The sequence below is a fragment of the Hahella sp. CCB-MM4 genome (assembly GCF_002260525.1).
Taxonomy (GTDB): domain Bacteria; phylum Pseudomonadota; class Gammaproteobacteria; order Pseudomonadales; family Oleiphilaceae; genus Hahella.
In genome coordinates this window covers 129,129-141,327 of sequence record NZ_MRYI01000006.1, presented here as the reverse complement: position 1 = coordinate 141,327, position 12,199 = coordinate 129,129, and the positions used below count along the sequence as shown (strand labels likewise).

General features: G+C 51.2%; 12 protein-coding genes. 11 read left to right on the top strand and 1 reads right to left on the bottom strand.

Features of this window, described 5'->3' with window-relative positions; all coding sequences use genetic code 11:
- The first annotated feature begins 5 nt into the window (after positions 1–5).
- The 10 genes from hypB to BTA51_RS13175 all read left to right on the top strand — a co-directional run bounded on the left by hypB (position 6) and on the right by BTA51_RS13175 (position 11,195).
- Positions 6–911: a hydrogenase nickel incorporation protein HypB gene (hypB, locus tag BTA51_RS13220; protein ID WP_246841030.1), complete on the top strand. Its 906-nt coding sequence runs from the start codon at positions 6–8 to the stop codon at positions 909–911.
- The gene (gene hypF, locus BTA51_RS13215; RefSeq protein ID WP_094707936.1) at positions 893–3,313 is read left to right on the top strand and encodes a carbamoyltransferase HypF; all 2,421 of its coding nucleotides are present in this window, start codon (positions 893–895) and stop codon (positions 3,311–3,313) included. The genes hypB and hypF overlap by 19 nt, the downstream gene beginning before the upstream one ends.
- A gap of 6 nt (positions 3,314–3,319) precedes the next feature.
- Positions 3,320–3,538, top strand: a complete 219-nt coding sequence (locus tag BTA51_RS13210; RefSeq protein WP_094707935.1) for a HypC/HybG/HupF family hydrogenase formation chaperone — start codon at positions 3,320–3,322, stop codon at positions 3,536–3,538.
- A 12-nt stretch (positions 3,539–3,550) separates the two neighbouring features.
- Positions 3,551–4,708, top strand: a complete 1,158-nt coding sequence (hypD, locus tag BTA51_RS13205; protein ID WP_094707934.1) for a hydrogenase formation protein HypD — start codon at positions 3,551–3,553, stop codon at positions 4,706–4,708.
- 22 nt (positions 4,709–4,730) lie between these two features.
- Positions 4,731–5,753: a hydrogenase expression/formation protein HypE gene (hypE, locus tag BTA51_RS13200; protein WP_094707933.1), complete on the top strand. Its 1,023-nt coding sequence runs from the start codon at positions 4,731–4,733 to the stop codon at positions 5,751–5,753.
- Between the two features lie 235 nt (positions 5,754–5,988).
- Positions 5,989–6,330 carry a PilZ domain-containing protein gene (locus BTA51_RS13195; RefSeq protein WP_094707932.1) on the top strand — a complete coding sequence of 114 codons (342 nt, stop codon included), beginning with the start codon at positions 5,989–5,991 and terminating at the stop codon, positions 6,328–6,330.
- Between the two features lie 158 nt (positions 6,331–6,488).
- The gene (gene glgC, locus BTA51_RS13190) at positions 6,489–7,754 is read left to right on the top strand and encodes a glucose-1-phosphate adenylyltransferase (protein WP_094707931.1); all 1,266 of its coding nucleotides are present in this window, start codon (positions 6,489–6,491) and stop codon (positions 7,752–7,754) included.
- Positions 7,744–10,365: an alpha-glucan family phosphorylase gene (gene glgP, locus BTA51_RS13185; protein WP_094707930.1), complete on the top strand. Its 2,622-nt coding sequence runs from the start codon at positions 7,744–7,746 to the stop codon at positions 10,363–10,365. Before glgC ends, glgP begins: the two co-directional genes overlap by 11 nt.
- A 189-nt stretch (positions 10,366–10,554) precedes the next feature.
- Positions 10,555–10,863 (top strand): hypothetical protein, encoded by a 309-nt coding sequence (locus tag BTA51_RS13180; protein ID WP_094707929.1) that lies wholly within the window; start codon positions 10,555–10,557, stop codon positions 10,861–10,863.
- Positions 10,864–11,012: 149 nt separating this feature from the next.
- A complete protein-coding gene (locus BTA51_RS13175) occupies positions 11,013–11,195 on the top strand; it encodes a hypothetical protein (RefSeq protein ID WP_094707928.1) in 183 nt (60 codons plus the stop codon).
- Between the two features lie 81 nt (positions 11,196–11,276).
- Here the strand turns inward: BTA51_RS13175 and BTA51_RS13170 are convergent, their stop codons facing one another.
- The gene (locus BTA51_RS13170; RefSeq protein ID WP_094707927.1) at positions 11,277–11,654 is read right to left on the bottom strand and encodes a SirB2 family protein; all 378 of its coding nucleotides are present in this window, start codon (positions 11,652–11,654) and stop codon (positions 11,277–11,279) included.
- 70 nt (positions 11,655–11,724) lie between these two features.
- On the opposite strand from BTA51_RS13170, the gene BTA51_RS13165 reads away from it, so the two are divergent.
- Entirely contained in the window at positions 11,725–12,198 is a 474-nt protein-coding gene (locus BTA51_RS13165) for a molybdenum cofactor biosynthesis protein MoaE (RefSeq protein WP_094707926.1), read from the top strand.
- Position 12,199: the final 1 nt, after the last annotated feature.

Genomic DNA, 12,199 nt, shown 5'->3' with positions numbered 1-12,199 from the left:
ATTGAATGACGAATAATAAAGGGGGGATGAATATGTGTACAACCTGCGGCTGCAGCGGTGCAGCATCTCATCATCATAGCGAGCATGATCTTAGTGAGGACGGTCTTAGTGAGAATGATCTTCGCGAGGATAGTCTTCATACCTCGGGCAGTCATACTCATGATCACCAAAACAGCCCGGACAGCCATATTCATCACCATAATGACCAGGCCCGGATACTGGAAGTTGAGCAGAGTATTCTCAGTAAGAATGACCGGTTTGCTGCTGATAACCGGCAGCGATTAAAGGCTCATAATGTTGCCTCATTCAATCTGGTTTCCAGTCCGGGGTCAGGTAAAACCTCCTTATTGGTGCGTACTATTGAGCAGTTGAGGGACAAGGCTGGAATTGCGGTCATCGAAGGAGACCAACAGACAGAGCTGGATGCGACGCGAATTCGGGAGACTGGCGCTCCGGCAATACAGATCAACACAGGGAAAGGATGTCACCTGGATGCCCATCAGATCGGCCATGCATTGGATCATTGGGATCTCGACTCGGTGGATCTTATTTTTATTGAAAATGTGGGCAATCTCGTTTGCCCGGCAGCGTTTGATTTGGGGGAAACAGCCAGGGTAGCCGTGCTTTCAGTGACCGAAGGTGAAGACAAACCACTGAAATATCCTGATATGTTTTATGGCTCTGATCTGATGCTGATCAACAAGATCGATCTTTTGCCCTACGTGGATTTTGATGTAGCAAAAAGCATTGAATATGCCCGGAGAATCAATCCTGACATTGAGGTTATCCAGCTGTCCGCCAAGACAGGGGAAGGTATGACAGAGTGGACCCGATGGTGTTTGCAGCATCTGGAGAAAGACACCTCCATTGCCAGGGATAACCGAGCGGAGTCATGCAACACCAACGCTTGATCGTCACCGGCAGGGTGCAGGGAGTCGGATTCCGTCCATTTGTCTATCATCTGGCCACTGAGCTTGGGCTGAAAGGGCAGGTGCAGAATAACGGGCAGGGCGTAATCATTGATCTGGTCGGGAATATCGAGGTACTGGAATCTTTTCGATCGCGACTGTTGACGGATAAACCCTCAGCCGCGGAGATTGATGCTGTCCAGGAGGCGTATTCTCAAACCTCACCGGCAAATTCACCGGCAACCTATGACGGCTTCCAGATTCTGAATTCTGATACCGGCGGATTGGCGTGTGGTGCAGACTCCGCCCAGATTCCCGCTGACCTGCCTGTCTGCCAAGAGTGTTTGCAGGATCTATTCAATCCCTCTGACCGGCGCTATCGATATCCCTTTATCAATTGCACTCAATGTGGTCCGCGCTACACGTTGATTCAATTATTACCCTATGATCGCTGCAGAACCAGTATGGCGAAATTTGCCATGTGCAGTGACTGCGATAATGAATTTCATTCGATTGCTTCAAGAAGGTTTCATGCACAACCTAATGCCTGCGCAGATTGTGGACCACAGCTATGGATGACGGATTGCCACGGCCAGTCAGTGGTGACCGACGATGTGGTAACCCGAGCGGTATCGCTGATAAATGAGGGGAGCATCCTGGCAATAAAAGGGCTGGGCGGATTTCATCTGGTATGTGATGCCCGGAACCCCAAGGCCGTTGCGAGGTTGCGGGAGCGAAAGAGCCGGCCCCATAAGCCGTTAGCCGTGATGGGGCTGAATCCGTCCTCTCTGGAATCTGTGGTGAAGGTTGATGAGATACTCGGCGACTGCCTGCAAAGCCAAGAGCGCCCGGTGGTTCTGGCCCCCAAAGGGTCCACGTGTGACCGTCAGCTCGAGCAGATAGCGCCGGAAATGGCGGACCTCGGTGTCATGCTGCCCTATACCCCGTTGCATTATCTCCTGTTTCATGAGGCCGCGGAACGGCCGAAGGGGGATGATTGGCTGAGTCAGCCTCACCCATTATTGTTGGTCATGACCAGCGCCAATCGTTCCGGCGAACCTCTAGTGTATGAAAACGATCAATGTCTGAATCGGCTGAGTCATATCGCCGATTACTTTATTCTGCATGATCGGGATATTGTTACCCGCTGCGATGATTCCGTTGTTCTGTCGGCGAATCCTCCGATGATGGTCAGGAGAGCCAGGGGGTGGACTCCCCGACCAGTCACACTGCCTGCTAAGGGGCCTTCTGTTTTGGCTTGCGGTGGATACCTGAAGAACTCGATATGTCTGACTCATGGACGTTTTGCCTATCTTTCTCCCCACATTGGTGATCTCGATCACCCTGAAACCTGCCAATGGTTAGGGCGTGTCGTCTCCCACATGACGAAGCTGGTCCAGGCCACCCCTGAGGTTGTGGTCTGTGATGATCACCCCGATTTTTACAGTACTCGGTTTGCTGAGGCTTATGCGCTCGAACACAATCTTCCATTAATTAAGGTGCAACATCATAGGGCGCATCTGGCCGCGGTGATGGCTGAGTCGTCTGTATCTGGTCCGGTATTAGGACTGGCTTTGGATGGTGTTGGGCTGGGAGATGACCAAAGCCCGTGGGGAGGCGAGATGTTTTATGGCGATGCGGGTTCATTTGATCGTATTGCTCATTTGTCGACATTGCCTTTAGTCGGTGGGGATAAAGCGACCAGAGAGATCTGGAGACTTGGTGCCGGCTTGCTCAGCCATATGGGACTATCGGAGCATGCGAGACAGCGATTTGGGCATTTGCCCATGTATTCAGCATTTTCCAGGTTGGCCGACAATGCAATTCCTTCATTGACGGCTGGTTCCCGGATAATGACCTGCAGTGCCGGGCGCTGGTTCGATGCGGCAGCAGCTATCCTTGGCATTTATGATGAGATCACCTTTGAAGCTCAAGCTCCTATGGCGCTTGAAGCAAAAGCTGCCAGTGTCTGCATGCCGACAGCCAATGGATTGGCCAGGGTTACGCCCACCGGTCTATTGGATCTGGAGCCGATCATTAAAGCTATGCTCGACATCGAGGATAAGGCTCAGGCCGCAGCTATATTTCACACAGAGTTGGTTGATGGTTTGGTTCGATGGGTCGAGTTCTTTGCCAGGAAATACGGTGTGGTCGATGTTGTGGCATCAGGCGGATGTCTGTTGAACCGTATTCTGCGGGAAGGGTTGCAAAAGGGCCTGGCGAAGCGTGGATTGAGATTGCATTTATCCGGTCAGGTGCCCTGTAACGATGGAGGTCTCTGCTTGGGGCAGGCGTGGATAGCCATGTCGCAAATGACCCGATCTCCGGGCATGTCTCTGGAAAGCATGTCCTCAGAAGTACAGATTGAAAATAAGACAGTCGCATTCGAAGGAGTGCAGGAGTGAGTCAGTATGTGTCTTGCAGTTCCCGTCAGGGTTGAAGCTCTGGTCGACGAGGACCAGGCTTTGGTTGAGCTTGGTGGAGTTAAGAAGCATATCTCCATCGCTCTATTGGAGGATGTGCAGGTGGGCGATTATGTGATTCTTCATGTGGGGTATGCACTGAGTAAGCTGAGCGAAGAAGAAGCTCAGAAGACCCTGGAACTGTTCAGTCAGATGCATCAGATATAAGGCAATGAAGTGATGAAATACGTCAATGAGTTCCGTAATGGCGATGCTGCCAGGGTGCTGGCGGAAAAAATTGCCCGAGAGGTTCATCCAGAGCGGCAATATCGTTTGATGGAGTTCTGTGGCGGACATACCCACACCATTTTCCGTTACGGTATTCCCGACCTGCTTCCCGCCAATGTCCAGATGATGCATGGCCCGGGTTGTCCAGTGTGTGTGTTGCCCATGAAGCGCATTGATGCGGCGATTGAATTAGCTATGAAGCACAACGTCATCCTGTGCAGCTATGGTGATATGTTGAGAGTTCCCGGTTCCCATCGAATGAGTCTGCAGAAGGCCAAAGGACAAGGTGCGGATATCCGTATGCTTTATTCTCCAGCAGACGCGCTGGAAATTGCCCGCCAGTGTCCTGACCGGGAAGTCGTGTTCTTTGCGATTGGTTTTGAAACCACCACGCCGCCGACGGCTGTTATCCTGCAGCAGGCGGATCAAATGGGGCTGAAGAACTTTTCGGTTTTCTGTAACCACGTGATGACGCCGCCAGCCATACGTGGAATTCTGGAACCGGCGAGGCAATCGGGTCAGACCATCCTGGAAGGGCTGGTTGGTCCAGGCCATGTCAGTCTGATCATCGGGGCGAACCCATACCAGGATCTGGTCAAAGACTATCAATTGCCCATTGTGATATCTGGTTTTGAACCGCTGGATCTGCTGCATTCCATCTTGATGCTCATTCAACAGGTCAATGCCGGAAGCAGGATGGTCGAGAATCAATATACCCGTGCTGTCACCGACAGTGGGAATCAAAAGGCCCAGGCCATGATCGAAGAGTGCTTCGAGGTCCGGGAAAGTTTTGAATGGCGCGGGTTGGGAGAGTTACCAAACAGCGCTTTGCGTATCCGAGAGGCATTCGCTCACCTGGATGCAGAGCGTCGATACTCCCTAACCGAGAGTATTGGCCAGGATAATAAAGCTTGCGAATGCCCCGCAGTGCTTCGCGGGGCGAAGAAACCAACGGACTGTAAATTATTTGGTACCTCCTGCACCCCGGAGAATCCCATCGGTTCATGTATGGTCTCGTCGGAAGGGGCATGTGCCGCCTATTACACCTATCGATCAAGAGCAATCCCTGCTAAATCATTCTCAGTAAATTCACTCAGCAAAGAAGTCTAACAGTATAAAGAAGTCTAAAAGTATGAAACAGGATTTACAGCATGGTGTCATCGAAATGGCTCACGGAAGCGGCGGCAGGGCGATGGCGGAACTCATCGATCAACTGTTCTTGAAGCACTTTGATAATCAATGGTTAAGGCAGAAACAGGATCATGCCGTGTTTCAGGTTCCGGCGGGTCGGCTGGCCATGTCGACGGACAGTCATGTCGTATCACCACTATTTTTTCCCGGTGGTGATATCGGGGCTTTGTCCGTTCACGGAACGATTAATGATGTGGCAATGTCAGGTGCACGCCCGTTGTATCTCTCAGCAGGATTTGTCATCGAGGAAGGGTTCCCGCTGGCTGACCTGGAGCGCGTTGTCCGCTCTATGGCCAGGGCCTCCCGGGAAGCCGGAGTTCCGGTAGTTACCGGAGATACCAAAGTGGTGGAAAAGGGGAATGCGGATGGTCTATACATCAATACGACCGGCATCGGGATGGTGCCTGACGGCATTGATATGGAGCCCCGGAATATTCAACCCGGCGACAGGATTTTGATAAACGGCTCGATTGGAGACCATGGTATTGCGATTCTTTCGCAACGGGAAAATCTGACGTTTGATACCGATTTGCAGTCGGATTCCCAACCGCTGCATACTTTAGTTTCTGCCATGCTGAAGTCGGTTCCCGGTATTCGGTGTATGCGTGACCCTACCCGCGGCGGAGTTGCCGCTACTCTGAATGAGCTGGCGCAACAGACGGGGCTGGGAATGGTCCTGGAGGAAAGTTCCCTGGTCATTTCTCCGGCTGTTCAGGCGGTATCTGAGCTATTGGGGCTTGATCCACTCTATATCGCGAATGAGGGGAAGCTTCTGGCTTTTTGCCCTTCTGGTGAGGTAGACAAACTGTTGGCAGCGATGCGCTCGCATCCCATGGGGCAGAATGCCTCGATTATTGGGGAGGTGCAGGCCGAGAACGCAGGCATGGTCAGTTTGAATACCTGTTTCGGGGGGCAGCGTCTGGTGGACTGGCGCTATAGTGATCCATTGCCAAGAATCTGCTGATGGGGCCGTTTCCGAATTCGTGGCTTGGAAAAGGCAAACTGTTCATATTGAGATCCGCAGGCAATATGACAATTTGCTGATATAGGTCGTATAGTTGACATGCGACAAGAAAAATATTTTGGCTGTGGTTGAAAATTAAACAACTCAGTTGTCGCAGTAGGCTGCGAAGTAATCGCCGGACAATTGTCACTTTCATCATCACATAATAAAAATTGTCATAGTTAGGGGCGATACTATGGAGCACAGGTTGGATATCAGAAACCGTGTGAATTTCACCGTCAGATTAAGGGACGCGTCTCAATCACTTGGGGACTTCAAGGTTCTCAACATCAGTGAGGGGGGAATTGGACTGGAAGATTCTGAAGGCCGGTTACCTGAAGGGGACTTCGTCAAAGTCATTTTCCCGCACTCAGTCTACTCCTACCAAAAAGATGCTGATGGTAAAACGCTGATGCCTGAAGACTGCATCATGTATGGATTGGTGGTCCATACAACCGATGGCCGGGCAGGGCTTATGTGGGACAGCAGCGAAGATGATTGCATCAAACTGTTACCTGACGATCTGATTGCGGCTTGATCAAGCGCTTTTTGTTTGCCATACCTGAAATAATCCTCATTTAATCATGCAGGAGGGGTAACGGTGGGTTAGTCAGTGGTCAACTCATCGAAACCGGATCAGCGCTTTCACATGGCTGATCGACAGTACTTCAGGATGACTTTGGACGAGATCAACGAATGACATTCAATTCCACTGAACGACTGGTTAGTCGATTAACCAAGAAAACACTTGCCCTGGTTCTGGCAGGAGGACGGGGCAGCCGACTCAAGAATCTGACCGACTGGCGAGCCAAGCCTGCCGTCCCTTTTGGCGGCAAATACCGAATTATCGATTTTCCCCTCTCCAATTGCGTGAACTCGGGTATTCACCGGGTCGGCGTGCTAACCCAATATAAAGCCCACTCCCTGATTCGCCATGTGCAGAAAGGCTGGGGGTTTCTGCGTGGAGAGTTCGGCGAATTTGTTGAGCTGCTCCCGGCCCAGCAACGCTTGGAGAGCAACTGGTATCTGGGAACGGCCAATGCGGTGTACCAGAATATCGATATCATCCAGGGACATTACCCAGACTATGTATTGATATTGGCTGGTGACCATATTTACAAAATGGACTACGGTCCCATGCTGGCCCAGCATGTGAAAAATCGCGCTGATGTGACGGTCGGGTGTATTGAAGTTCCCCTGGAGCAGGCAGGTGCGTTCGGGGTAATGAGTATCAATGATGAGCGAAGGATCGAGCGGTTTGTGGAAAAACCTGATGATCCCGAGCCTATTCCTGATCAACCCGGCCTGGCGATGGCCAGTATGGGCATTTATGTGTTCAGTACTGGCTTTCTGCTGCGTCAATTATTGGAAGACGCGGATAAGCCGAACTCTGAGCATGATTTCGGCAAGGATATCATTCCCTCGCTGATCCATGATTACCGGGTATTTGCCTACCCGTTTCGCGAAGCGATGGGCAAGCAGGCCTACTGGCGTGATGTGGGAACCATTGATGCATATTGGGCAACCAATCTGGAGCTGATTGATGTTACCCCGGACCTTAACCTGTATGACAAAGAATGGCCGATCTGGACCTATCAGGAACAGACTCCACCGGCCAAATTCATATTCAGTGACAACGGGCAGCGTGGCGTGGCGGCGGATTCCATGGTCTCCGGAGGATGTATCATATCCGGTGCCTATATCAAACACTCTCTGCTATTCAGTAACGTGCGGGTGGAATCCGATTCCGTCGTGGAAAATTCCGTGATTCTTCCCGACGTGGTTATTGGTCATGGGTGCCGCATACGGAATGCGGTGATTGATAAACGGGCATTCGTGCCGGATGGAACCGTCATAGGAGAGAATCCCGACGAGGACCGCCAACGCTTTTATGTCAGTGACAAAGGTGTTGTGCTGGTAACCCCGGAAATGCTTGGACAGAAGCTGCATCATGCAAGATAAAAGACGTTCTATCACCCATCTTATTGCGGATCTTCCTGAATCTCTGGAGGGGCTGGTGGAGCTGGCGGCAGATCTGCGCTGGACCTGGAGTCATGCGGGAGACGAGTTATGGAACTCTCTGGATACTGACATCTGGGAGTTAACCAAAAATCCCTATGTGATTCTGCAAAGTATCAGCCAGCAACGCTTGCAGGAACTGGCGGAAGACACCGGGTTCACCCAACGTCTTAAAGACGTACTGAAGGAGCGTAAGCGTTACCTGGAGCGCAAAGGCTGGTTTCCCGAGTACTTTCCTGATTCCAGACTGAAGGGCGTGGCCTATTTCAGTATGGAGTTTGGTATCGGAGAAGCGTTACCGCTTTATGCGGGCGGGCTTGGCATTCTGGCCGGGGATTATCTGAAAAGTGCCAGTGATCTTCAGGTGCCTGTCGTGGGTATCGGTCTGCTATACCAGCAGGGGTATTTTCGTCAGATGCTGGATTCGGAAGGCTGGCAACAGGAGTTTTATCCTCTATGTGACCCTTCCACACTTCCTGTCGAGCCGGTGTACAGAAACTCCGGCGAATGGCTGCAGGTATCGATAGAGCTCCCCGGCCGATCTTTATTGTTGAGGGTGTGGCAGGCCAGGGTAGGGAAAGTCACACTGTATCTTCTGGATAGCAACCATCCACTCAATACACCGGTTGACCGTGGTATTACTGCCCAATTATATGGTGGCAGCGAGGAAATCCGCCTATTGCAGGAGATCGTTCTGGGAGTCGGGGGATGGCGAACCCTTGAAGCGTTGGAGCTGGATATCGACATATGCCATATCAATGAGGGCCATGCGGCATTTGTGGTACTTGAGCGTGCCCGTTCCTATATGAAAAAACACGATGTTTCCGCAGAACATGCCTGGGCGATCACCCGTGCTGGAAATGTATTTACAACGCACACTCCTGTTGCAGCCGCTTTTGACCGGTTTGATGTCGGGTTGATCCGTGAGTACGGCAGTTTGATCATTCAGAAAACCGGTATCCCCATGGAGACGCTATTGTCGCTGGGCCGTCTGCACGGGGACTCAGAGAATGAACCTTTTAATATGGCCTATCTGGCCATGCGCGGGTGTTTGTGGGTAAACGGCGTCAGTGCCCTTCATGGTGAAGTGAGCCGTAAATTGTTCGCTCCGATGTTTCTCCGCTGGCCGATGGCGGAAATCCCTATTACCCATGTTACCAATGGCGTCCACGCTCCATCTTGGGATTCGGAGTGGGCGGATACTCTGTGGACTGAAGCCGCCGGTAAGGATCGTTGGCTTGGGGTGCAGGAGAATCTGACGGAAGCGGTTAATAAAATTGAGGATGAAGCACTGTGGACCTTTCGTTGCCGTCAGCGGCAGGATCTGGTGACTTATGCAAGACAGCGCTATACCTATGAGTTATCCCGTAAAGGCGGATCGGATGAGGAATTGGAGCGTGCACAGTGTGTGCTTGATCCCAATGCGCTGACTCTGGGATTTGCGCGTAGGTTTACGAACTATAAACGTCCTAATTTGTTGCTTAGACAGCCGGAAAGACTGGCCCGTATCCTGTCGAACAGTGAGCGCCCGGTGCAGATTGTGGTTGCAGGAAAAGCCCATCCAAGGGATATGGAAGGCAAAAAGATGCTGCAGCAATGGGCCAGGTTCATGCGGCGAAGTGATGTCGAGGGGCGCGCCGTATTGCTGGAGGACTATGATATTTCCCTGGCCCAGGAAATGGTCAGAGGGGTAGATGTCTGGATAAACACGCCGAGGCGCCCTTGGGAAGCCTGCGGCACCAGTGGTATGAAGGTGTTGGTGAACGGTGGTCTCAATCTGTCCGAAATTGATGGATGGTGGGCTGAAGCCTACACGGAAGACGTTGGTTGGGCGGTCGGGGATGGACGTGAAGAGGATATTGAACTGGAGGACCGGAAAGAAACCGAGATGCTGTTCGATATCCTTGAAAATGAAGTGGTCCCTCAGTTCTATTCCCGTGAACGAGACGGGCTTCCGAGAAAATGGATCGGCCGGATGCGTAACAGTATGGCGTTGCTGGCGCCGGAATATAGTGCCAATCGTATGGTCAGAGAATACATGACCCGGTTATACCAACCAGCCAGTCTGGCACTGAGGTTGAGAGAAAGTGATCAGGGGCGTCTAGCCCGCGAAATTCTTGCCTGGCAGAGTCAGTTATTGCGGTACTGGAATGAAATTCACTTTGGTGAATCCGAAGTTTCTATAAGTCCCGAGGGATTCGACATCAGTGTGCAGGTGCACCTGGGGGAAATTCCCGCCGATTGTGTGGAAGTGCAATTATATGCTGATTCCTTGGGGGGGCAGGCTGCGGAGTGTATTAGTCTGCTCCGATGTGACCCGCTACCTGGGGAGATATACGGCTACTGTTATTCTGCTCAGGTGAAAACTTCACGGAACTGTCGTGATTATTCTCTGCGGGTAATACCCCGTTTCCCGTTGAAGGAAGAAATTGTCACGGATATTGCCGTTGGCGAGAGTATTGATCGGGAACAGTTGAGCCAGCAATTGCGAGCTTTGGATCGGGAGTTTAATAGGATCCTGTGGGGCTCCCAATGCACAGTCTCTGCAAATTGAGCGGAATCAATAATAAATTGCTTCCAGAGGCTATAGTAATAGTTAGCAACAGTAGTAATAGTTAGCAACAGTAGTAATAGCCAGCAACAGTCGTCTGTAGCTGTAATTGTCATGAGATAAAGGATATGTGTTCGGAGATAAAAGCTCCGGATGAAGGAACAACGAATAATAAGTACTGCGGGAGTCGCCATGTACCAGACAGATTTAAATATCTCACTCGACCAATTGGAAAACTATCTGCATCAACTGGGAGAAAAGGCCGGAGCGATCTTATCTCCGGACAGCGTTCAGTCTGCGATATCTCTGGCTGAAGGCCTCAGTGATGGAGAAGAGGAAGATCTGCTGTTTGAATTTGATATTGAAGGAAATAAAGTGCCTTTGGTCGTCAAAGCATCGGTGCGCCATATGCAGGGTCCGCGGTTCAGTTTAATGACGCCTTCTCAAGCCTTGTTTGAGCTGGTACAGGCAAATAGCGAGCCGGCTCAGGCAAATAGATAGACTCTTCGCTATTGTTGCTCGGCTGCTTGGTTTGCACTTTGAGTCGGGTGGTGTTTTTATATGTAGAGGGGCTGAAAACTAACCGGCCCCAGTGACATCCCCAGGGAAGGAAGGGTGTTGAATTGTTACCGGAGCCAAGGGAGGTTCTCATGCTGAAATGGGTATTGCTTATTGCGGTTATTGCCATAGCTGCTGTATGGATTCGCAAGAACAAGATGCAGAATAAATACGCCGATCCGGATCACAAGGAAATTGATCAGAATCGGTTCTATGTCAAACCGCCGCACGAAGAAGACCGTACACCTGACGATCATCAGAACGACCGTTATTGATGCCGGTTAATCCGGTGTGGTGTGATAAGTCTTCTGGTGCTTTAGATTGCCTGTATTGAGGCCTGAAGTTGTCGTCGGGCCTCAGATCAGCCAGGGGTTTTTAGTAACTGCCACGCTGATAATATAGGCAACGCAAAGGTAGGCGCCTATCCCGGCCATTGCCCGGGTTCTTTTTGTTTTCCCCCGCTTAAGTGCCACAGTTCCCAGAACAATATATCCAACCAATCCTATGACCTTGGCTGTCAGCCAGTGGTTGACCAGAGGATACTGCACCAGCAATAACGCCAGTCCAATGGCGCTGAGAAGCAGAAGTGTATCGACAATATGTGGGAGAACCCGAACGAGAGGCTTCAATAACAAAGCATTGTCAGTGAGCATCCAATAGTATCTCAGGGTAAATAATAAGATGGTCAGGGTGACGCAGATTAGGTGGATGCTTTTTAACAGGCTGTAAGTCATCAGATTTGGTTCCCGGAAAAGTTGGGGTTAGGATAGTGAAATTGAACGCAAATTCCGAGAGAAGCCTTCCATGACCAAAAATATCCGCATTGAAGTAACCCCAAATGATTTTGATCTGGGAGGGGAAGTTGACCGGTTGGTTGGAAAGGATCACGGGGTAGGGGCTTCCTGCAGCTTTGTCGGTTATGTCCGGGATTTTAGTGAACGTCCTGAGGTCACTGGCCTGGAGTTAGAGCATTATCCGGGCATGACAGAAAAGTCTCTTGGCAATATTGCCGAAGAAGCCTGCCGTCGCTGGGAGTTGGAAGGCATCACCATAATTCACAGGATTGGACGGTTGATGTCCGGGGATCAGATTGTTTTGGTGATCACTACGTCGGCCCACCGGGCAGAAGCTTTTGCTGCCTGCGAGTTCATTATGGATTATCTGAAAGTGGATGCGCCATTCTGGAAGAAAGAGCTGACGAGTCAGGGAGAACACTGGGTAGAAGCGCGGGATAAGGATAGCGAACGGGCCGACAAGTGGGATATTGATCGGGGCTGAC